Annotated in this window: 21 protein-coding genes; 12 read left to right on the top strand and 9 right to left on the bottom strand. The window is 54.7% G+C overall.

Going from position 1 to position 22,306, the window contains the following annotated elements:
• Positions 1-2 precede the first annotated feature (2 nt).
• The 5 genes from IEX96_RS12700 to IEX96_RS12680 all read left to right on the top strand — a co-directional run bounded on the left by IEX96_RS12700 (position 3) and on the right by IEX96_RS12680 (position 7,459).
• Positions 3-1,139 carry a GNAT family N-acetyltransferase gene (locus tag IEX96_RS12700; RefSeq protein ID WP_188874036.1) on the top strand — a complete coding sequence of 379 codons (1,137 nt, stop codon included), beginning with the start codon at positions 3-5 and terminating at the stop codon, positions 1,137-1,139.
• Between the two features lie 229 nt (positions 1,140-1,368).
• The gene (flgK, locus tag IEX96_RS12695) at positions 1,369-3,483 is read left to right on the top strand and encodes a flagellar hook-associated protein FlgK (protein WP_188874035.1); all 2,115 of its coding nucleotides are present in this window, start codon (positions 1,369-1,371) and stop codon (positions 3,481-3,483) included.
• 11 nt (positions 3,484-3,494) lie between these two features.
• Positions 3,495-4,418, top strand: coding sequence for a flagellin N-terminal helical domain-containing protein (locus IEX96_RS12690; RefSeq protein WP_150006053.1), 924 nt, complete (start codon positions 3,495-3,497; stop codon positions 4,416-4,418).
• Positions 4,419-4,563: 145 nt separating this feature from the next.
• A complete protein-coding gene (locus tag IEX96_RS12685; RefSeq protein ID WP_188874034.1) occupies positions 4,564-5,679 on the top strand; it encodes a DUF2336 domain-containing protein in 1,116 nt (371 codons plus the stop codon).
• Entirely contained in the window at positions 5,669-7,459 is a 1,791-nt protein-coding gene (locus tag IEX96_RS12680) for a sensor histidine kinase (RefSeq protein ID WP_188874033.1), read from the top strand. Before IEX96_RS12685 ends, IEX96_RS12680 begins: the two co-directional genes overlap by 11 nt.
• Positions 7,460-7,504: 45 nt before the next feature.
• On the opposite strand, the gene IEX96_RS12675 is transcribed toward IEX96_RS12680, so the two are convergent.
• Positions 7,505-8,275, bottom strand: a complete 771-nt coding sequence (locus tag IEX96_RS12675) for an NAD kinase (RefSeq protein ID WP_150006057.1) — start codon at positions 8,273-8,275, stop codon at positions 7,505-7,507.
• 84 nt (positions 8,276-8,359) lie between these two features.
• On the bottom strand, positions 8,360-9,409 hold the full coding sequence (gene moaA, locus IEX96_RS12670; protein ID WP_373293770.1) for a GTP 3',8-cyclase MoaA: 1,050 nt from the start codon (positions 9,407-9,409) through the stop codon (positions 8,360-8,362).
• Between the two features lie 146 nt (positions 9,410-9,555).
• On the opposite strand from moaA, the gene IEX96_RS12665 reads away from it, so the two are divergent.
• Together IEX96_RS12665 and IEX96_RS12660 are read left to right on the top strand one after the other, a co-directional pair.
• Positions 9,556-10,338 carry a class II aldolase/adducin family protein gene (locus tag IEX96_RS12665; RefSeq protein WP_150006059.1) on the top strand — a complete coding sequence of 261 codons (783 nt, stop codon included), beginning with the start codon at positions 9,556-9,558 and terminating at the stop codon, positions 10,336-10,338.
• Positions 10,339-10,395: 57 nt separating this feature from the next.
• A complete protein-coding gene (locus IEX96_RS12660; protein WP_150006060.1) occupies positions 10,396-12,723 on the top strand; it encodes a xanthine dehydrogenase family protein molybdopterin-binding subunit in 2,328 nt (775 codons plus the stop codon).
• Between the two features lie 2 nt (positions 12,724-12,725).
• Here IEX96_RS12660 and IEX96_RS12655 read toward each other — a convergent pair whose 3' ends face one another.
• From IEX96_RS12655 to IEX96_RS12645, 3 genes are all read right to left on the bottom strand, one after another.
• Positions 12,726-12,944: a DUF6898 family protein gene (locus IEX96_RS12655; protein ID WP_150006061.1), complete on the bottom strand. Its 219-nt coding sequence runs from the start codon at positions 12,942-12,944 to the stop codon at positions 12,726-12,728.
• Between the two features lie 47 nt (positions 12,945-12,991).
• A complete protein-coding gene (gene hemA, locus IEX96_RS12650) occupies positions 12,992-14,206 on the bottom strand; it encodes a 5-aminolevulinate synthase (protein WP_150000486.1) in 1,215 nt (404 codons plus the stop codon).
• A 228-nt stretch (positions 14,207-14,434) separates the two neighbouring features.
• Positions 14,435-14,947: a MarR family winged helix-turn-helix transcriptional regulator gene (locus IEX96_RS12645; RefSeq protein ID WP_150000485.1), complete on the bottom strand. Its 513-nt coding sequence runs from the start codon at positions 14,945-14,947 to the stop codon at positions 14,435-14,437.
• Positions 14,948-15,121: 174 nt separating this feature from the next.
• On the opposite strand from IEX96_RS12645, the gene IEX96_RS14350 reads away from it, so the two are divergent.
• Positions 15,122-15,529, top strand: a complete 408-nt coding sequence (locus IEX96_RS14350) for a GFA family protein (protein WP_150006062.1) — start codon at positions 15,122-15,124, stop codon at positions 15,527-15,529.
• A 124-nt stretch (positions 15,530-15,653) separates the two neighbouring features.
• Here the strand turns inward: IEX96_RS14350 and mmsB are convergent, their stop codons facing one another.
• Together mmsB and IEX96_RS12630 are read right to left on the bottom strand one after the other, a co-directional pair.
• Entirely contained in the window at positions 15,654-16,541 is an 888-nt protein-coding gene (gene mmsB / locus IEX96_RS12635) for a 3-hydroxyisobutyrate dehydrogenase (protein ID WP_150006063.1), read from the bottom strand.
• Between the two features lie 48 nt (positions 16,542-16,589).
• Positions 16,590-17,651, bottom strand: a complete 1,062-nt coding sequence (locus IEX96_RS12630; protein WP_229773733.1) for an enoyl-CoA hydratase/isomerase family protein — start codon at positions 17,649-17,651, stop codon at positions 16,590-16,592.
• Here IEX96_RS12630 and IEX96_RS14130 point away from each other — a divergent pair.
• Positions 17,590-17,835 carry a hypothetical protein gene (locus tag IEX96_RS14130; protein WP_229773736.1) on the top strand — a complete coding sequence of 82 codons (246 nt, stop codon included), beginning with the start codon at positions 17,590-17,592 and terminating at the stop codon, positions 17,833-17,835. The two genes, IEX96_RS12630 and IEX96_RS14130, sit on opposite strands and share 62 nt — an antisense overlap.
• A gap of 57 nt (positions 17,836-17,892) precedes the next feature.
• Here the strand turns inward: IEX96_RS14130 and IEX96_RS12625 are convergent, their stop codons facing one another.
• Positions 17,893-18,993 (bottom strand): acyl-CoA dehydrogenase family protein, encoded by a 1,101-nt coding sequence (locus tag IEX96_RS12625; protein ID WP_373293769.1) that lies wholly within the window; start codon positions 18,991-18,993, stop codon positions 17,893-17,895.
• A gap of 212 nt (positions 18,994-19,205) precedes the next feature.
• Positions 19,206-19,643, bottom strand: coding sequence for a Ros/MucR family transcriptional regulator (locus tag IEX96_RS12620; protein WP_150006066.1), 438 nt, complete (start codon positions 19,641-19,643; stop codon positions 19,206-19,208).
• Positions 19,644-19,961: 318 nt separating this feature from the next.
• Between IEX96_RS12620 and rpiB the strand changes: the two genes are divergently transcribed.
• The 3 genes from rpiB (at position 19,962) to nrdR (ending at position 22,305) form a co-directional block, all read left to right on the top strand.
• Entirely contained in the window at positions 19,962-20,420 is a 459-nt protein-coding gene (gene rpiB, locus IEX96_RS12615; RefSeq protein WP_150006067.1) for a ribose 5-phosphate isomerase B, read from the top strand.
• Positions 20,421-20,447: 27 nt separating this feature from the next.
• Positions 20,448-21,758 carry a serine hydroxymethyltransferase gene (gene glyA, locus IEX96_RS12610; RefSeq protein ID WP_150006068.1) on the top strand — a complete coding sequence of 437 codons (1,311 nt, stop codon included), beginning with the start codon at positions 20,448-20,450 and terminating at the stop codon, positions 21,756-21,758.
• A gap of 67 nt (positions 21,759-21,825) precedes the next feature.
• Positions 21,826-22,305 carry a transcriptional regulator NrdR gene (nrdR, locus tag IEX96_RS12605; RefSeq protein WP_150006094.1) on the top strand — a complete coding sequence of 160 codons (480 nt, stop codon included), beginning with the start codon at positions 21,826-21,828 and terminating at the stop codon, positions 22,303-22,305.
• The last annotated feature ends 1 nt before the right edge of the window (position 22,306 follow it).

Below are 22,306 nucleotides of genomic sequence, written 5' to 3'. Positions count from 1 at the left end.
TCGTGACGATCGAGATTCGTAAGCATCTGCCCGGTGAGGCGATGGAGCCGTTTTTATCTTTTCCCAACCAGCTATATCGGGATGACGCGGGCTGGACGCCCCCTTTGAAAACGGAAATCCGCAAAAGCCTTTCCCCTAAACATAATCCGTTTTTCAAGCACGCTGACGTTATGTTTTTCACGGCATGGTCCGGCGACAGGATGGTGGGGCGATGCTCGGCACAGGTGTGTCATGAGCATCTGAAAAAACACGACGACAAAACCGGCTTTTTCGGCTGTTTCGATGTGGTGGATAGCCAGGAAGTGGCTACAGCCTTGCTGGACGCAGCAAAAGAGTGGGTCGCCAGCAAAGGCATGACCCGGTTGCGGGGACCATTTTCTTTGGGGGTGAACGAAGAAATTGGCGTGATGATAGAGGGCTTTGATGCCCCGTCCATGATGTTGACGCCTTATCACCGTCCTTATCTTTCGGGCCTGCTTCACTCTGCCGGTTTTGAAAAGGTGAAGGAAATCATCAGTTGGCGTTATGAATGCGGCAATCTGCCCGCGCGGGCGCAAAAAGCCTATGATCTGACCGTGACATTACCCGAGGTGCGCATTCGCCGGATCGATAAAAGCCGCCTTGATGAAGAAATGGCTGTGGTCCGTAGCGTGTTCAATGATGCGTGGCGCGACAATTGGGGCTATGTGCCCTGGACCGATGCAGAATTCGCCAAAGCAGTTGAAGAATTCCGCTTCATCCTTGATCCCCGATTGGCTCTGATTGCAGAGATTGATGGCGAGCCTGTCGGCATTGCCATTTGTATTCCCAATCTGAATGAAGTGATCCGTGATTTTGATGGGCGGCTTGGGCCAGTCAATCTGTTGAAATTGCTTTGGCGCATCAAGGTGCGGTCGCCCAATAGTGCGAAATTGCCATTGATGGGCATGCGTAAGGCGGTGCAGAAAAAACGCCGTTATGCCGGGCTTGCCACCGCCATGTGTGTTGGCATTTCCCATGGTCTCGACGAGATGGGGATCGATTGGGTGGAGCTTGGCTGGACATTGGAAGACAATCATCCTGTCAATGCCGTTATCACCCGTATGGGCGCCATTCCGTTCAAACGGCATCGGATCGTGGAAGCCACCATCACCGGCTGATCGCCCTTTCCCCGTTCCAACACTCTCTTTGTGCTATTGTTTGGCACGAAGCTTGCTTGTGTCTATGCGAGAATATGCAGTCGCAAAGGCCATGAGCTATGAGATCAGAGCCATATATCAAGGATGACAAGGCGCTTCGCTTCCTGTCCAAGGCGCGCGTTCACTGCCATGTCTGGCCACATCTGTCCGGCAAAATCTGCCCATTGGCGGAGCTGCGGAGGGCTGGATCATGTCTTTAGGAGGTATTCTTTCCACATCCTTGAGCGGCCTGTTCACCAGCCAAGAGGCGCTGCGTGTCACCGGAACCAATATCGCCAATGTGAACACCCCGGGCTATGCCCGTGAGCGGGTGAATGTGGCGGCAGATGTGCAAAATGATCGCACCATCGGTGTGAAAGTGGAAACCATCGAACGGGTGGTCAATCGCTTTTTGGAAGGGGCGATTCTGGAAGCACGCTCGGACAGTGCGCGGGCCGAAGCGATCAACAGCTTGCATGACCGGTTGCAAGCCTCTTTAGGGCCGCCCGATTCCGAAAGCAATCTGGCCGGGCGCATGAACACGGTGTTTGCCGCCCTTGCGGATCTGACTTTGGCTCCGGCGGATGGCGTGGCCCGACAGCAGTTTTTGTCGGACTTTGAAAGTTATGCCAACGAACTGTCGCGGGTGGCGGATACGGTGCAGGATTTGCGTAATAGCGCCAGCATCGAAATTGAATCGCGTATTGGCGGGATCAATGATGCCATCCGCCAGATTCATGATTTGAATGAAAAGATTAACCAGCAAACCACCACGGGCGGACAAACCGGCGGCCTGGAAAACGAACGGCAGGCCGCGTTGGAAGTTCTGGCCAGCAATATTGATATCCGGGTGACAGAGAACAGCGATGGCACGGTGAATGTATCCACCTTGTCCGGCACGCAGCTTGTCACGCGGGCGGGTTTTTTCAATCTCGCTTATAGCAGCCCCGGCGGGGTGAGCGCGGCAACCGAGTTTCCCCCCATAACCTTGCAATTGGTGGATTTGCAGTCGGACCAGTTGAAAGGCCCGCAACGCCCGATTGATGGCGATATTCGCGGCGGGGCTTTGCGCGGTTTGCTGGATATGCGCGATAAAGACCTTGTGGATCTTTCGGTATCCTTGGGGGAATTGGCGGCGCGGGTTGGCGATGAAATGAATGCGGTGCATAATCTGAACAGTGCCGTTCCAGCGCCGAACAGTCTCACGGGCTCGACCACGCCTTTTGCGGGAACGGACCCTCATAATTTCACTGGAACCACAAGCTTTTCCATTCTGGACGCCAATAACAGGGTTGTGGCGACCACCACATATGATTTCGATGCCAATCCCGCAGACAGCTTAGCCGATATGGTGACGGCGGTGAATGCGGGTCTGGGCGGGGCAGGCACTCTGAGCTTTGTCGATGGAAAGATGAGCATCAGCGCCACCAATACCGCCAATGGTGTGGCCATTTCCGAAGATCCGGCCAATAGCAGCGATCGGGCCGGACGATCATTTTCGCATTTCTTTGGCATGAATGATCTGGCGACAGGGCGGTCGTCGGGCCTGTTTGAAACCGGTGTGAAAGCAACCGATGCCCACGGTTTCGGGGCCGGAGAAACCGTGGAGTTCGTGGTTCGTGATGCCTTGGGGAAAGAGCTTCGTACGGTCACGCTGGATACCACGGGAAATCCCACTTATGGCGATCTCGTCAGTGCGCTGGATACGGATCTGAGCGGCTTGTTTTCCGTTTCGCTGGATGCCAATGGCAAATTGATCACCACCTCTACCGGTCCACAAAAGGGCATGGTGCTGACGGTGAAGAATGACACCACCAATGCCAATGGCAGCGGCATAGGCTTTGGCCAATTGTTCGGCGTTGGCGCCCGTTATCGGGCTGAAGCCGCCGTTGATTTCGGGTTGGATCAGGATTTGGGCAGCAATTCTCAAACGCTGGCAACGGCGCGGGTTGATCTGTCTGGCGGGGTTGGTTCGGTTGCCCTGTCCGTTGGCGATCAAAGCGGTGCGCTGGCCTTGCAAGAGCGGGGCAGTGCAGTGATTTCCATGTCGGCGGCCGGTGGCTTATCGGCGCAACAGCGTACCCTTGCGGGCCTTAATGGCGCGGTTTTGGGCAGCTTTGGAGATTTGGCAAATCGTGCCAGCGCCGCTGCCGATGATACGCGCTCTTTGGAAGTGGAGCTGGACCAACGCAAACAGGGTGTGTCCGGCGTCAATATCGATGAGGAACTGGCAAATCTGGTGATTTACCAGAATTCCTATAATGCGGCGGCGCGGATTTTGTCGTCGGTTCAAGAGCTTTACGACACGCTCCTCAACGCGGTTTAGGACGAAACATCATGACGCGCATTTCAAGTTTTGGCCAATCTTCCTTGTTGTTGCAAAATACCATGCGCAATCAAGAGCGCTTGTTTACGGTCCAGCAGCAGATTTCTACGGGCAAGAAGGCCAATGATTTTCAAAGTCTTGGCCCCGATATCCAGCAGGCATTGAGCGCCAGACAGGCGCGTTCGGGCGTGGAATCCTTTCGCAGCACCGTGCAAAATGTTCAGCGCAGTGTGGATGTCTATGATGCGCAGCTTACCTCTATTGTGGATGCCGCACGGGAGCTGAAAAGCACGCTGGTTTCTACGGTGGGCCAAGGAAATGCCCAAGGGTTTACCCCGTTTATCGAGCAGACATTCGGTTTGGTCAGCTCGGCTTTGAACACCAAATTGAACGGCTCTTATATCTTTGGTGGCGCAAAAACGGATCAATCGCCATTGACCGTAACTAATCTCTCGGATCTTGTTCCCCTAGTCAGTCCGCAAGATGCCTTTGCCAATGATGGCGCAAAGAAACAGGCTCTGGTTGCGGAAGGTGTGACGCTGGAATTTGGCCAGGTGGCAGATGATGTGGCGCTGGAATTGATGGCCAGCTTCAAACGGATTGCCGAATTCAATGCCGGTCCGGACGGGCCGCTTGATGGGCAACTGACAGCGGCGCAGGAAGATTTCCTGATTCGGGAAATGGCGCAAATCGATCAGGCTGTGGATCAAGCGCAATCGGCGCAAACACGCAATGGCCTTGTGGCAGGACGGTTGGCAACGGTGGACGAACAACATGCCGATGCCGAAGTGTTCTTCGAGCAATTTGTTTCGGATGTGGAAGATGTGAACCTGGCCGAAGCCATCACACGCTTGAATCAAGATCAGGTAGCGCTGGAAGCGTCTTTTCAGGCCATCGGCACTTTATCACGGCTAAGTTTGTTGAACTTCTTGTGATAAGCATCTGTAAGCTCTTTGATAATTAAACCTTTATTAATTCCCCAAGTGCAGGCTAATCTGGTTAAGTCTGGATAAATAATAATCTGGGGGGCATCCAGCGGGGGCATAATGGCTTTAGGTGGGTGTTATAAACAAGCTGCAGATGGGTGACCGTATTCACGAACTGGTTTTGCTTGCCCGCGAAAAGACGGCGCAGGCTCGTCGCCAGTTATTTGAAAATATGACGGACCTGTTCCTCTCAGAGGAAGGCAGGCTGAGCGAGCATGAGCGCGCCTTGATGTCGGACATCATGGTCAAGCTGGTGCGGACCGTGGAAAAGAGTCTGCGTCAGGAATTGGCCGATTTTTTTGCCAAAACCGATGTGGACCTGCCCGATGTGGTGCGCCTTCTTGCCAATGATGAAATCGAAGTCGCCCGGCCTTTATTGGAAAAAAGCAAGCTGTTGCATGATACCGATCTGATCGAGGTCATTCGGATGCGTACCGATGAGCATCGATTGGTGATCGCCTTGCGTGACGAGGTGAGCGAAGATGTGGCCAATGCCTTGGTGGAATATGGCAATGGGGATGTGATCGAGGCTTTGTTACGCAATGCGGATGCCAGCCTGTCGCAGCGTGCCATGGAATATCTGGTGGCGGAATCCCGTCGGGTGGATCGCTTTCAAGAGCCATTGCTCAATCGGGAAGATTTGCCTTCGGAACTGGCTTACCGCATGTATTGGTGGGTGGCGGCGGCGCTGCGCAAAAAAATTGTCAGCGATTTCGATGTGGACCCATTGGTGGTCGATAATGCCATGCGGCAAGCATCACGCGGCTTGATCGCCCAGCAAAAAACATCGGAAGGCGCGTATATCAAGGCGCAAAGGCTGGTGCACCGCCTGTCTGAAACTGGCGATCTGACGGTAGAATTTCTTTTGGGCTGCCTGCGCCAGAAGCGGATTGCGGTTTTTGTGGCGGGCCTTGCGGAATTGGGCTGTGTGGATTTCCGGACCGCATGGCGTATTTTCAATGATACGGGCGGCGAAAGCCTAGCCATTCTGGCCAAGGCCATTGGCATGGAACGCGCCCAGTTTACCTCGGTATATTTGCTGATCAGTCAGGCACGGGAAGGGGCGAAGGCGCGCGGCCCCGGGGCGTTGAAGGGTATTCTCGATCTGTTCGATCGGGTGTCGAGCGTGAATGCGCGTGGGGCGCTGCAATATTGGCAAAGGGACAACGCCTATCAGATGGCGTTGGAGGAATTGCGTCATGTCGGATGAAAAGCAATCAGTCCAGTCTTTGGGGCATTCTTTCGGGCGAGCGGATCTATCCGCATGGGCGCGGCATATGCGCGGCAATAACGGACAGGCCCAAGCGCATGCGCAGGTTCAACAAATGGCTCCGGCCCAAATCGCGGTGGCTGTGCCAGCACCCAAAGATGAAGATCGCAGCGCGCACACACAGCCCCGCCCCGACACGCCTTTTGTTGCCGCCAATGACAGTTTGAAAGCCCTGCAAGGGCGGATGATCATCGATGAAACCTTGCCTTTTTATCTGGTGAGCGTTGAAGGGGTGTTCAGCGATAGCAATGCGGCTTATGGCGATCTGGTTTCCCGTTGTGACGATCGGCTACCCGGCCCGGGTGCTGCGCAAACGGGCGGATTTATTCCTGCGGCGCATCAAGCCGTAGTCGAGCGGGTTATTCAGACGGGGCAGCCGGTTCTGACGGAAGAATGGCTGTCTTTTGATGGGCGGCCATGTTGCTGGCGTGGGCGGCATTTCCCCGTGCGGGATGAGGATGGAAATAGCATTGCCGTTGCGGGAAGCTATACCGATTTCACCGCAGAAATCAGCGTGCGTCGTGATGCCGTCCTGGCGCGGCGCCGGTTCAATGATTTTGCCCGCGCCACATCGGATTGGTTTTGGGAAACCGACCGCGATGGGTGCCTGACCCTTTTATCCGAACGATTTGCGGCCAGTGCCGGCTTTCCGGCTGCGCTGTTTTATGCGCGTCCTCTTGCCGAGCTTGGCCATGCGGAATGTGATCCCAAGCTGACAGAGCGGCTTTGCGATGCCATGGCAGAACGGAAAGCCTTTCGCGGGGTGGATATTGAAATCGAGGCGGCAGACGGGACCATTCGCCGGTGCAGCTTGTCCGGTGTGCCGATTTTTGATCCGGAAAGCGGTGCCTTTATGGGGTTCCGCGGTGCCGGGATGGACATTACCGAAGCCCATGCAGACACCATGCGCGCCAGCCTGATGCAGCGCAATCTGGAGGAAACTCTGGAAGAATTGATCCGCAAAAATCTTGAACTGGATATTGCGTCGGTGCAGGCGGAAAGTGCTTTGCGGGCCAAGAACGAATTTCTTGCGGCCATGAGCCATGAATTGCGGACGCCCTTGAATGCGATCATCGGTTTTGCCGAAAGCATGGATATGGCCATGTTTGGCGAGATTAACGATCATTATCGCAGCTATAGCCGTGATATCAGCGGGGCCGGGCGACATTTGCTGAGCTTGATCAATGATGTTCTGGATGTGGCTGTTCTGGAAAGCGATGGGGTAACCATTCATCCTGAACGCCTGTCTTTGAAAGATCAACTGCATCAAGCGGTCAGCCTTGTGAAAATGCGGGCCAAGGACCGTAATGTGGATATTTCCGGCTTGCGGTTGACGGATGATGTGGTGGTTATGGCCGATGATCGCCGCACAACACAGATTTTGCTGAACTTGATGACCAATGCCATCAAATTCACCCCCGAAGGCGGCAAGGTCGGGGCCGAACTCGAAATCATGGAGGATATGGCCGCATTGACCATTTGGGATACCGGGATCGGTATTCCTGCGGATATGCAGAAAAAGGTGTTCGAAAAATTCCAACAGGTGACCGACACCATTTATAGCCGCAAAAGCGAGGGGGCAGGGCTGGGCCTGCATATCAGCCAGGAACTGGCCCGCTTGATGGGTGGCGATCTGTCCTTGGTATCCGCAGATGGCAAAGGGTCAAAATTCACCGTGATGCTGCCCTTGGCCAAGGACGAAGAGACCGAGCGCGGATAAGCGGGAAGCGCCAGTGGATGGCGTGTTCTTTGCGATGGCGGGTTTTTAATGAACGAATTGTTCCAGCAAGATACGCTCGGCCAGATTATGTTCCGGATCGAACAATAAGGTCATGCTTATAGAGCGGTCTTCTTCTATTTCCACTGCACGAATATCGCGCACTTCATGGAAATCCGCCGTTGCGGATACGGGCCGTTTGCGGTTTTCCAAAATCGTGAACATGATCCGCGAATCGCTGGGCAATAGAGCCCCCCTCCAGCGGCGCGGACGAAAGGCGCTGATGGGGGTGAGCGCCAATAAATCGCTGCCAATAGGCAGAATGGGGCCATGGGCCGAAAGATTATAGGCGGTGCTGCCTGCTGCTGTGGCTACCAGAATACCATCGCAGACCAGTTCATCCATCCGCATTTTGCCGTCAATGGTGATACGCAATTTGGCGGCTTGCCGTGTTTCGCGGAGCAAGGCCACTTCATTGAAAGCCAGATATTCCTTCACATCCCCTTCTGGCCCAAAGGCGCGCATACGCAAGGGATGCAGGGTAAAGCTATCAGCCTGTGCCAGCCGGTCCGGTAGATTGGTGGTGGAAAACTGGTTCATCAAGAACCCCACCGTGCCCCGGTTCATGCCGAAAATCGGAAGTGGGCGATGGATGGATTTGTGTAGGGTTTGTTGCATGAAGCCATCACCGCCCAAGGCCACGATCACATCGGCATCATCGGGGGCAATATTGCCATAGAGTGCCTTCAGTTCATCCAAAGAAGCCTGGGCCTCGGGGCTGTCGCTGGCGATGAAGGCAATGCGTGCTGAGGTGCTCATAAGCTCTGTTCGGTCATTAAGGTGGCCCACATCTTAATCAGAGCGCCCAAGGCAAGTGCAAGCATTGTCGACAGATATGGGGAATTATCCACCGGTTACGCTCATATGGCGGGCGACAGCGGGGGCGCGTGTGGCCCCATCGATGATGAAATCATGGCGTTTGGGCTTGCGTTTGATGGCTTGGTCTATAGCATCGTGCAGATCGGCATTGTTGCTGCTTTGCCGCAGCACTGTGCGCAGATCCGCCTTGTCTTCCTGCCCCAGACACATAAACAAGGTGCCGGTGCATGTCAGGCGCACGCGGTTGCAGCCTTCACAGAAATTCTGGGTCAGGGGCGTGATGAAGCCCAACCGGCCACCGGTTTCGCGGATACGCACATAGCGCGCCGGACCACCGGTGCGATGGGGAATGTCTTCCAATGTCCAGCGGGTTTCAAGATCGGCCTTTACAAGGCTCAAGGGTAAAAAGCGGTCGGTTCGGTCCTCGTCGATCTCGCCCAGTGGCATGGTTTCGATCAAGGTGAGATCAAAGCCGCGTTCCCCGCAAAACCGGATCATCTCGTCAAAGGCCTGATCGTTGATGCCGCGCAGGGCCACCGCATTGATTTTAACGGCAAGGCCCGCCTCATGGGCCGCGTTCAAGCCTTCCAGAACTTGCGCCAGCCGCCCGCGTCGGGTGATTTTCGTGAACATGGCATCATCAAGGGTATCCAAAGATACATTGATCCGCCGCACTCCCGCCTCATAAAGCCCGGCGGCATAGGTTTTTAGCTGGCTGCCATTGGTGGTGAGCGTCAGTTCATCCAGAGCTCCGGAGGCCAGATGGCGGCCCAGCCTTTGGAACAGATGCAGAATGTCTTTGCGCACCAGAGGTTCACCGCCGGTGATGCGGAGTTTCCGCACGCCGCGCTCAATGAAGGCCGAGCACACACGATCCAGCTCTTCAAGGCTGAGGACCTCGGATTTCGGCAGAAATTGCATCTGTTCCGCCATGCAATAGACGCAGCGAAAATCGCACCGGTCGGTGACCGAAACCCGCAAATAGCTGATATGTCGACCGAATGGATCGACCAGTGGGGTCTTTTCCACGGGGGTATGTGCGAAATCGTCTGGCATATAGATCCTTGATTGCAGGCGCGTTGCTCGCCGCCCTTAAGGTCGCCTTCCGCGGCGTGGGTTTCAAGTCTTGTTTTTCTGTTGGGGCCTTAAGCGAGGGGTTTATTTTCCCGCCAAAGAGCGCGATGCTGGGCGCAGTATTCCAGATTGTCAAAGGTGGGGCCATGACTGTTCAATCACATCCGGCAAACGACCAAGGCACAACGCTGCGTGAAAAAGTGGGCGAGGTGGAATGGCAGGCCCGTGTGGATTTGGCCGCCGCTTATCGTCTTGTGGCGCATTTTGGTTGGGATGAATTGATCTTCACGCATCTGACCTTGCGTATTCCGGGGCCGGAACATCATTTCCTGATCAATCCTTTGGGGCTGTTTTTTGAAGAAATCACCGCCTCTTCTTTGGTGAAGGTGGATCTGGATGGCCAGAAGGTGATCGAAAGCCCTTATGCAGTGAACCCTGCAGGGTTTACCATCCATTCCGCCATCCATCAGGGGTGCGAGGAAGCCAAGGCCGTGTTGCATGTGCATACGGTGGCGGGAACGGCTGTGGCCAGCCAGCGCGACGGACTTTTGCCACTAACGCAAGACGCACTGACCCAATGGGGCGATATTGCCTATCATGATTATGAAGGATTGGCGCTGGAAGAGGGCGAAAAAGCGCGGCTGGTGGCCGATATGGGAACCGCCCATTCGATGATCTTGCGCAATCATGGGCTTTTGACCATCGGTGAAACGATTGGCGAGGCCTTTTTGCGGCTGTTCTTTTTGCAGCGGGCTTGTGAAATGCAGATTGCTGCCCAATCCGGTGGGGCGCCCTTGATCATGCTTGATGATGCGATGGGTCAGCGCGTATTCGCACAGGCGAATTCAGGCTTTGAAAAGCCCGCAGCGCTCAATTGGGCGGCCCTGCTCAGGAAAGCGGATCGGCTGGACCCAACCTATAAATCTTGAGGCCAGGAATTCTTGAGCGTACTGCTTTTGCTGTATTGATATGTGTTTGGAGGATTTATGCGGAAATTCGGAATCGGGCAGTCTATGCGCCGGGTGGAAGACCAACGTTTTCTGACCGGAAAGGGCTGTTATACGGATGATCTGCGCTTTGAAGGCCAGCTCCATGCGGCGTTTTTACGTGCGCCTTTGGCCCATGGGAAAATCCTTTCCATCAACACGGAAGAGGCCAGTGCCCTTGATGGCGTGCGACTGGTTCTTACGCATGAAGATATCACGGCGGCCAATATTCCGAAGGTGCCGTGCCTTGCGCCTTTGCCCGGTATCAAACAAAAAGACCGTCCTATCCTTGCGGAGGATTTTGTACGCTATGTGGGGGAGCCGGTGGCCATGGTGGTGGCGGACAGCTTTGCCGCCGCGCGAGAAGCGGTCGATTTGATCGAGGTGGATTATGATCCGCTGGATGCGGTGGCCGATTGTGCAATAGCCATTGAAACCGATGCGCCGCAACTGTTCGAGGATGTGCCGGAAAATCGTAGCTTTGAATGGCAAACCGGCGATGAAGCTGCGGTGGACGCCGCCTTCAAAACGGCAGCCCATATTTCGTGCATCACAATACGTAACAACCGGGTGGCCCCTACATCCATGGAACCACGCGCCATCAATGCACGCTATGATGCCGATACCGGCTTTGAAGTGCATTTGGGAACGCAAGGCGTGGCCGGTCTGTTGGATGGCTTTTGCAAATTGCTGGGCATGGATGCGCAAAAAATCCGCGTGCTTACTCCTGATGTGGGCGGCGGATTTGGCATGAAAGCCTTTATGTTTTCGGAATATGTCGCCGTTTTGCTGGCGGCACGGACATTATCACAGCCGGTGAAATGGACATGCGATCGCTCGGAAGCGTTCTTGTCCGATACCCATGGCCGGGATCTTTTGTCCACCGCCCATATGGCGTTTGATGCACATGGCCATATCCTTGGCTACCGTATCGAGACATTGGCCAATATGGGCGCTTATCTGTCTAATTTCGCGCCGGCCATTGCCACCATGGCCCCCTTGCAAGTGGTGCCGGGGCCATATCGTATTCCCGTTCTCCATCAGAAGGTTACCGGCGTTTATACCAATACCGCACCCATTGATGCCTATCGTGGGGCCGGGCGGCCTGAAGCGGCCTATTTGCTGGAGCGGTTGATCCATCAAGGGGCACAGGATTTGGGGCTGACCCAAGACGAGATCCGCCGGCGCAATTTTATCAGCGCCCGGGAAATGCCCTATAAAAACGCCACCGGTGCCGTTTATGACAGTGGGGATTTCGCACGGAATATGGCGGATGCCATGGCGCGGGCCGAATGGGACGATTTTCCAAAAAGGCGCAAGGCTTCCCAAGAGCGCGGGCTTCTGCGTGGCATTGGCATGGCGTATTATGTGGAATGTACATTGGGCGACCCGAAGGAAGAAATCGATGTGCGGTTTACGGATACGGGCCGTGTGACCATCAGCGTTGGCACGCAATCCAACGGGCAGGGGCATGAAACGGCTTATGCGCAGGTCTTTGGCGATAAGCTGGGCATTGATCCCCATCTGATCGACATCAAACAAGGCGATACGGCGGATAAGAATACGGGGGGCGGTACCGGTGGTTCACGGTCCTTGCAGATGATCGGCAATGCTTGCGTTGCCGCATCAGACGCGGTGATCGAACGCGGACGGGAACTGATGGCGCATATGTTCGATGCCGCACTTGACGATATTCGCTTTGATGCAGGATTTTTCGAACTGAGCGGTACCAACAGGCGCTTGTCGGTGCTGGATCTGGCGGCAGATGTGGCAAAAGCCGATAAGGAAAATTGGCCCCAGACCCTGCAACGCGGCCTTGATTTGTCTGCCAGCTATACCAAGCCTGCATCGACATTCCCCAATGGCTGCCACATATGCGAGGTGGAACTGGACCCGCAAACCGGCGTGGTGCGGGTGGATCGCTATAGCGTGGTGGATGATTTCGGCGTGGTGATCAATCCCATGCTGGTGGAAGGCCAGGTGCAGGGCGGCGTGGTGCAGGGCATTGGCCAGGCTTTGGGCGAAGATGTGGTCTATGATGAAACGGCGCAGCTTTTAAGCGGCAGTTTTATGGATTATGCCATGCCAAAGGCGGGCGATATGCCCGATATCGATTTTTCCTATAATGAAATTCCGTGCAAGACCAATCCGTTGGGATTGAAGGGCTGCGGCGAGGCGGGAACCATTGGCGCTTGCCCATCCACCATGATTGCCATCATGGATGCTTTGCAGCCCTTGGGGGTGACGCAACTGGATATGCCCGCAACCCCTTATGCTGTGTGGCAGGCGATCGAGAAGGCCAAAACCGACGCGCAGCAGGTCGCGTAAGATCAAACGATGATGCCGGGGCGGTTATCCTGATCAGCCGCTTCGGACTTGTTCAGAATATAGACCAGCTTGCGGGCTGCAAGGTCCGCCAGTTCCTGACGCGAGGCTTTGGGATCGCCAATGATGGTGGCTTCAGTTCCGGTTTCCGGATCAACGGCGGTCACTTTCAAATGCCCGCCTGTCTGGATGAATTCAACAATATAACCCTGATTTTTCGTCATAGGCTGTTTGGTCCATCAAGGGCGGGTTTCCCCGCTATGCCCGGGTTTTAGGCCGCGCGCTTTAGATCAAGACGGGCCCAGATCTGACTCAAGGCCTTCACCAGATCATCCATCATGGCATCCGTGTGTGTGGGACCGGGGGTAAGGCGCAAGCGCTCGGTACCGCGTGGGACGGTGGGATAATTGATGGGCTGGACATAGATGGAAAATTCATCCAGCAAGGTATCGGTGACCTGTTTGGTCATCACCGGGTCGCCCACCATCACGGGCACGATATGGCTTTGCGACATCATCACCGGCAAATTCGCATCCAGAAGGCGCTGCTTCAAGGTGGCGGCCCGTTCCTGATGCAGATTTCGTTCATCCTGACTGGATTTCAAATGGCGCACGCTGGCCAAGGCCCCTGCGGCCAGAACCGGTGCAAGGGCTGTGGTGAAAATAAAACCCGCCGCATAAGAGCGCACCACATCCACCAAGGCTTGCGAGGCAGCGATATAGCCACCCATCACGCCAAAGGCCTTGCCCAATGTGCCTTCGATCACATCCAGCCGTTCCATCAAGCCTTCGCGGTCGGCAATGCCGCCACCACGGGGGCCGTATAGTCCTACTGCATGCACTTCATCCAGATAGGTCATGGCCCCGTATTTATCGGCCAGATCGCAAATTTCAGCGATGGGGGCAATGTCGCCATCCATCGAATACACAGATTCAAAGGCGATCAGCTTGGGGCGTGCCGGATCGGCGGCGGCCAAAAGATCTTCCAGATGGGCCACGTCATTATGGCGGAAAATATGTTTTTCCGCGCCGGAATTGCGCACGCCATGGATCATGGAGGCATGGTTCAACTGATCGGAAAAAACGATGCAGCCGGGCAGCAGCCTTGCCAATGTGGACAGAGTCGCTTCATTGGAAATATAGCCGGAGGTGAACAAAAGCGCGGCTTCTTTGTGGTGCAGATCCGCCAGTTCCTGTTCCAGAAGGACATGATAATGATTGGTTCCGGCGATATTACGGGTGCCGCCTGCGCCTGCACCGGAATGGTCTAGGGCTTCATGCATGGCGGAAATCACAACCTCATGCTGGCCCATGCCCAGATAATCATTGGAGCACCAAACCGTGACAGGGCGCGTATTATCGCTGACACCAAAGCGGTCGGCGCGAGGGAATTCCCCTTTGCGGCGTGCCAGATTTGCGAAGACGCGATATCGGCCTTCCGCCTTTACCGCTGAAATTGCGTCCGAGAAAATGCGTTGATAATCCATTTTGTCGTCTCGTTTGCTGCTCGCTTTATGTCGCAAAGGACGTCGGAACCTTGCTTGTATTCTTTATACAGACAAGGAACCGGCGAGGCCAGTAGAGCACGGCCTTAGCCTTTCAATAGCAGCTTTAAAGCCCGAGGCAAGATATGAAGCATTGCCTCGGATCATATGTCGCACATGAACAGGATGCGCGTTGGCCATGAAAACACAGGCTGAAATGCATTTCGGGCATTATACCGCAAAGCGTAAACGGTCACTCCAGAAGCGTTCCAGATTACGCAGATTGCGGCGCAGCGCGGTCATTTCATCGGAATTGATCAGACCGTCGGCCAAGAGCTCATCCAGTTGTTCCAGATACATGCTGTCGATCAGGTCGCGGATCTTATAGCCTTTGTCGGTAAGGGAAATACGCACGGCGCGGCGATCATGTTCGGCCCGCTGATGGTCGATATACCCCATTTCAACCAGTTTTTTGAGATTATAAGATACATTCGAGCCTTGATAATATCCGCGGCTTTTCAATTCGCCCGCGGTCATTTCATGCTCGCCGATATTGTAGACCAGCAGGGCCTGAACCGGGTTGATATCGGAATTTCCTTCCCGGTCCAGATGGTCTTTCAATACATCCAGCAAGCGCCTGTGCAAGCGCTCTACCAGTGCAAGGCAATCAAGAAACAAGGCTTTTGTCTGGGCCTGTGGGGTTTCATCTCCCATCAGACCGGATTTCGCCGGGTGCAACGTCATCCCGCAATTCTCCTGGATATCCTATCTCGTGGACATAGGATAAACGTCAAAATCGAAAGAAAGCCTTAACCCTGTTCATAAGTTTAAGGATTATTTTTAGGCTCAAGATCCATTAATCTGGCAGGCTGCAACCGCTATTGCGATTCCACGTCGAACGAATATGAGTATATCATTATGTCCCCAACCATTGCCGGTTCCTGTTTGTGCGGGACCGTTAAATTTCAGATATCAGGTGAGTTCGAGAGCTTCTTTCTTTGCCATTGCACGCGCTGTCGAAAGGACACGGGGTCTGCACATGCGGCCAATTTGTTTTCATCGAAAGCAACGGTAAATTGGGTTTCTGGTGTTGATAGCATCCAGACCTACCGGGTTCCAAAGACCCGGCATGAAAAAAGCTTTTGTATTAAATGCGGGTCCGCTCTTCCGAATGTTCAATTAGAGGGGGCTTTGGTGGTTGTCCCTGCCGGAAGTATTGATAGCGCGATCGACATCTCGCCAAGTGCACATATCTGCTTTGCAAGCAGAGCGGAATGGTGCACCCGTTTGGAAAATCTCCCGAAAGTTGATGGTCTTCCAGATTAGCTTCAATATCACTAAACGGTTGCGACGCATCCACAGGCGCTATGGCCGATGCCCCTGCACCTTCAGGCCCGCCATTTGCATCACAGCAACCGTCATTTTCTGGCTCAATCAATGAGTCTTGAGCCTATATGTCCCCGTTGATGCGCTTGAACACGCCTGAAAAGTCCAGCCCGCCATAGCCATCTTCGGACAGGGCTGCATAAAGCGCCAAAGACTGGTCTCCCAGATCGGTTTTTGCCTGAACCGATTGCGCGGCATCTTTCGCCAGCCGCAAATCCTTGAGCATCATATCGGTGGCAAAACCCGGCGCATAATCACGATTGGCAGGGGAGGCCGGCACCGGCCCCGGCACCGGACAATAGCTTGTCATCGACCAGCACTGGCCCGAGGATGTGGAGGCAATATCAAAAAACTTCTGATCGGAAAGCCCCAATTTGCGCGCCAGACTAAAGGCTTCCGAAACACCGATCATGGAGATGGCCAGTAGCATATTGTTGCAGATTTTGGCCGCTTGCCCGGTGCCCGCATCGCCGGCATGAACGATTTTTGCGCCCATCACCTCCAGAAAGGGTTTGGCTTTTTCAAAAGCGGCTTCAGGGCCGCCGACCATGAAGGTAAGCGTACCCGCTTGCGCCCCGCCAACGCCGCCCGATACCGGCGCATCCACCATATCAAGGCCGGCACCGGCGGCCTCGTCGGCTATGGCCCGAGCGGTTGCCACATCAATGGTAGAACTGTCGATCAAAAGCGTGCCTGCCTTGACCTTTTTGATCAGACCTTCCTCACCGCCATAAATTTGGGCCACATGCTTTCCGGCGGGAAGCATGGAAACGATCACTTCGCATGTAGCGATATCGTCAAGCCCGTTCGCCCGGCGCCCTCCGGCTTCGGAAAGTGTGGCCAATTGCTTATCGCTTAGATCATGACCCATCACATCATGGCCCGCTTTCACAAGATTGAGGGCCATGGGCAGTCCCATATTTCCAAGTCCGATAAATCCGATGCTTGCCATGATGTGGTCCTTTTTTGGTTATGATGCTTTGCGGCTAAAAAGCAATTTTCAGCCCAGATCCAGTTCACGATCCCCCAGATCAGCGAAATGCGCGGCAATGGCTGTTTTGTCCAGATCGGCCAGACGCGCCGGTGACCATGTGGGATTGCGGTCTTTATCGATCAAAATGGCCCGCACCCCTTCATAAAAGTCGGTATCCAGCTCCAGAATGCGGTTCACAACGCGATATTCCATCTGTAGGCAGCCGTCCAGATCAAGAGACGCGCCCTTGCGGCCTGCAGCAAAGCTCAGTTCAAGCGATATGGGCGATTTGGCGAGCAAATCATTATAAGTATCCTGCGCCCATTGGGAGGTGTCCTTTGCTAAGGAATCAATGATTGCCCCCACGCTGTCTTTTGAAAAATGCTGGCTGATTTGCTGTGCGCGGCCTGCAAGGGTGGGGGTGTCGGGGTCTTGTGCCGCATCGTCCAGAATCACACCCACTTCGGCCAAACCAAGCGGCCCTTGGGATTCGGCAAATTTCGCCTTCAAATCGATAAGAGAGCCGCGCGGGATATAATGGGTGGCAAGGCCAAGATACAGCATGTCCGCCGCTTTGAGGCGTGCCCCTGTCAGGGCCAAATACATGCCCATATGATCGGGCAGGCGCGGCAGGATATGCGAACCGCCCACATCCGGGATCAGCCCAAGGGCGGTTTCCGGCATGGCAAACAGGGTCTGTTCGGTGGCCACCCGATACGGGCCATGGGCAGAAATGCCAACGCCGCCGCCCATGGTTACCCCGTCCAGAAAGGCAATATAGGGCTTGGGGAAATGGCCGATGGTGCTGTTCATACGATATTCGTCACGGAAAAATTGCCAGCAATCATCGCTGCCTTCTTTTGCCGATTGGGCCACCTTCACCACATCACCGCCCGCGCAAAAGGCTTTTTCGCCTTCGCCTTCGATGATCACCGCATCAATGCCGGGATCTTCAGCCCAAAGGTCGAGCTGGTTTTTTATCGCCACACACATCTCTCTGGTGAGAGCATTCAAGGCGCGAGGGCGGTTGAGCAAGATGAATCCGATTTTGCCGCGCTGGGAGAAAAGTACATCGGTAAAGTCTGACACGGTCTGGCCCTTATCTATGAGTGGCGGTTCTATGATTGGCGGTGAGGTTTCTGTTCTGGCGATCAGCATAATCACCAAAAACGGCGGGGCAAGACCTGTTGAGGCTCAGGCTTTGTTCCAGGGCATTTTTGAAAGGATTGATAAGTTTCGCACCCCGAAGAGGCATCAAGATGAGGGGCAGTGATGGATTTGCCCCTGCTTTTTATTTCGCCCAAGCAATCGTCTCACCCGAGCAGCCGTCTCACCCAAGCAAGCGTCTGGCGGCAATCACCCGCATGATCTCGTTGGTGCCTTCCAGAATTTGATGGACGCGAAGGTCCCTCAGCACCCGTTCAATGGGATAATCCATCAAATAGCCGTACCCGCCATGGAGTTGCAGGGCGCGGTTGGCCACATCGAAACCGGTATCGGTGGCAAAGCGCTTGGCCATGGCGGCATATTGGGTGCCGTCCGGCGCTTTTTCCGACACTTTTTGCGCGGCTGCATAAAGCAACAGGCGGGCCGCCTCCAATTCGGTCGCCATATCGGCGATCTTGAATTGGGTGGCCTGAAAATCGGCGATGGGGCGGCCAAATTGCTGGCGCTCCTTCACATAATCAATGGCTGTATCCAGTGCAAATTGCGCTCCGCCAAGAGAACAGGCACCGATATTCAGGCGGCCCCCATCCAGCCCTTGCATGGCGATTTTAAAGCCATCGCCTTCCGCGCCAATCAGATTGGCCACCGGCACACGGCACGCATCGAAATTGACCGATGCTGTGGGCTGTGAATGCCAGCCCAGCTTTCGTTCCTGTGCGCCGAAGCTCAGGCCTTCGGTGCCTTTTTCCACGACAATGCAGGAAATGCCCTTGGGCCCATCACCGCCGGTGCGCACCATGCACACATAAATATCGGCCCCCATATCGCCCGCTCCGGAAATGAACGCTTTGGCGCCATTGAGCACATAATGATCCCCGTCGCGCACGGCGCGGGTTTTTAGAGAGGCGGCATCAGACCCGGCAGACGGTTCGGTAAGACAATAGCTGGCAAAGCGCTTCATTTCGGAGAGATCGCCCACCCAGCGTGCCCGTTGTTCATCATTGCCGAATTGGGCAATCATCCAATTGGCCATATTGTGGATGGAAATATAAGCAGCGGTGGAGGGACAGCCATAGGCAAGCTGTTCCATGATCAACGCCGATTCCAGCCGGCTCAGGCCAACCCCGCCATGGTCTTCACTGACATAAATAGCCGCAAAGCCCAATTCCGCTGCAGCGCGCATGGCGTCGACGGGGAAGGTTTTTTCTTCATCCCAAAGGGCGGCAAAGGGCAGCAACCGTTCTTGGGCAAACTGGCGGGCCATGTCGCGGATCAGCGATTGTTCTTCGGTTAGATGAAAGTCCACGGCACACCCTTTCTTATTAGCAGCATCGAATGGGCGGACCATAAACAGGTGCGGCGCAAGGTCAATCCTTCGCGCACGCTTGCAAGGATTTGTGACAGCGTGTTCACGTGGTCACAAAAAACGGACAGGGACAATCAGGTGAAAAACAGGGAGGAAATGGCCGGAGCGGATCAGCGCTTTTTACGGCCACCGCGCCCGCTTTTGCCAAGGCCGATCTGTTTGGCAAATTCCGACCGCCGCTTGGCATAGTTGGGGGCGACCATTGGGTAATCGGCAGGCAGATCCCATTTCGCCCGATATTCATCCGGGGTCATATTATATTTGGACCGCAAATAGCGTTTCAGCATTTTCAGCTTCTTGCCATCTTCCAGGCAAATGATGAAATCGTCGGTAATGGATTTCTTGGGAGAAACAGCAGGCTTTTGCGGCTCCGTCTGGGCGGCTGCTGCGTCATGGGCAAGCGTGTGAAGGCTGCGATGAACGGACGCAATGATCTCCGGTATTTGCGAAGGCGGTACCGGATTGTTGCTGATATAAGCGGTTACAATGTCGGCGACTCTGTTTAGATTTTCTGAGTCTTGTTGATTTTTCTTATTGCTATCAATCATCTCGCGTCATCCTGAAACTGCAAAGCATGTGTCACTTCATACAATATAGAAAAATTCGTTCAAGAAATATTAGATTTTGTAACATTTCATATTATTAATTTACGTTAATCATCTTTCTGGCGTGTCTTTACACGGCATTTTCTTCAAAGGCGCACTTTTTATTCTTTAGGCGGGTCATTGGAGCAATATTTCATCATAGCGGATTTGATATGCCAGTGGTTGCTTGGCGGGACTGAAAAGCTTGTGGTATGACCGCAGCTAGGCGTATGCGATAATGCGCTTCATTGATTTCTCCTTGTTGACCGGGAAAGCATCGCTATGGCTGAACACAGCATTGCCGTTGCCGCAGACCATGCGGGATTGGCTTTGAAAACACAGTTGATCGCCCATCTGGAAACGCGCGGTTGGACGGTGACGGATCTGGGAACCCATGATGGGGAGTCTGTGGATTATCCCGATTATGGATATGCTTTGGCCAAGGTGATTACCGAAGGGCGCGTGCCTTTCGGTTTGGTTGTGTGCGGATCGGGAATTGGTATTTCCATGGCCGCCAACCGTTATCCATCTGTGCGATGCGCTTTGTGTAGCGAGCCGCTATCGGCGCAATTGGCGCGCCAGCATAATGATGCCAATGTATTGGCCCTGGGCGGTCGCTTGATCGGAGAGGCGATGGCCACCACAATTCTGGATGCGTTTCTCGACACGCCGTTTGAAGGCGGGCGCCATCAGCGCCGGGTTGATAAACTTGGCAGCGTTCCGCAAAAGACATCGTGCTGACCGACAGCGAAAAAAGGAAAAGGCTTTATGTCCACCACCCTGAAGAGTGTTTCCCGATCCGATATGGATGGATTTTTCGATGCGCCTTTGGCCCAGTCCGATCCTGATCTTGCTGCAGCGATCAAGAACGAGCTTGGCCGCCAGCAGTCACAGATCGAGCTGATTGCCTCGGAAAACATTGTCAGCCGTGCGGTTTTGGAAGCGCAAGGCTCGGTGCTGACCAATAAATATGCCGAAGGCTATCCCGGCCGTCGCTATTATCAGGGCTGCGAGCATGTGGATGTCGCGGAAAAGCTGGCCATTGACCGGGCCAAAAAGCTGTTCAATTGCGCCTTTGCCAATGTTCAGCCCCATTCCGGTGCCCAAGCCAATGGTGCGGTGATGTTGGCGCTTTTGCAACCGGGCGATACCATTTTGGGCATGTCTTTGGATGCGGGTGGCCATTTGACCCATGGGGCAAAGCCTGCGCTTTCGGGAAAATGGTTTAATGCGGTGCAATATGGTGTGCGCCGTGAAGATGGCTTGATCGATTATGATGAAGTGCAGTCTTTGGCGCGTCAGCATAAACCGCGCATGATTATCGCCGGTGGGTCGGCCTATTCGCGCCATATTGATTTTGCCCGCTTCCGCGAGATTGCCGATTCTGTAGATGCCTATCTTTTTGTGGATATGGCGCATTTCGCCGGATTGGTTGCGGGCGGCGTGCATCCAAGCCCCTTGCCCCATGCCCATGTGGTGACCACCACCACCCATAAAACCCTGCGCGGCCCCCGTGGCGGGATGATTTTGTCCAATGATGAAGATCTGGGCAAAAAGATCAATTCGGCGGTGTTTCCCGGCCTTCAGGGCGGCCCCTTGATGCATGTGATTGCGGCGAAAGCGGTGGCCTTTGGTGAAGCCTTGCGCCCCGGTTTCAAGGCATATGCGGCATCGGTGGTGGAAAACGCCCAGGCCTTGGGGGAACGTTTGCGGGAAAAAGGGTTTGATCTGGTGTCGGGCGGCACCGATACGCATCTGGTTCTGGTGGACCTGCGGCCCAAGGGCATTACCGGCAAAGCAGCCGATGAAGCTTTGGAACGCTCGGGTATTACCTGCAATAAAAACGGCGTTCCCTTCGATCCGCAAAAGCCATTCATCACATCCGGTATTCGCCTTGGCACACCGGCCTGTACCACGCGGGGATTCGGGGTCTCCGAGTTCCAGCTTGTGGGCGATTGGATCACGGAAATTCTTGAAGGTCTGGCCCGGAATGGTGCGGATAATGGAGCCATCGAAGCGGATGTGCGAGGCCGAGTGAAAGCCTTGTGTGAGACGTTCCCCATCTATTCCGGGTTTTGATCCACGCTTTTTGATTTCGGCCCGGCCTTTACGCTATTGACCCGGGATTTGCGACAAGGGGACCATGATGCGCTGCCCATTTTGCGGAAATGAAGATACGCAAGTCAAAGATAGCCGCCCCACAGAGGACCGGTCGGCCATTCGCCGTCGCCGGTTTTGTCCGGGCTGTGTGGCGCGTTTCACCACGTTTGAACGGGTGCAATTGCGCGAATTGATCGTGCTCAAGCGCAATGGGCGGCGCGTTCCCTTTGAGCGGGATAAGCTGCAACGGTCCATTGATATTGCCCTGCGCAAGCGCCCGGTGGAGCCGGATCGGGTAGAGCGTATGGTCAATGGCTTGGTGCGCAGGCTGGAATCCTTAGGCGAAAGCGAGGTGGAAACCGATGCCATCGGCGAGTTGGTGATGGACGCGCTTTCCAATCTCGATCAGGTGGCCTATGTGCGCTATGCCTCGGTCTATCGGAATTTCCGCGAAGCACAGGATTTCGAGAATTTCCTTTCCACCTTGCAAGGGGAAGAGGAAAAACCCGCCCCTGTTGACGATTAGG

Origin of the sequence: Iodidimonas muriae, assembly GCF_014647255.1 — a bacterium.
Lineage (GTDB): Bacteria > Pseudomonadota > Alphaproteobacteria > Sphingomonadales > Rhodothalassiaceae > Iodidimonas > Iodidimonas muriae.
The sequence above is the reverse complement of the archived record's forward strand: the minus strand, read 5'-3'. Positions and strand labels throughout refer to the sequence as shown.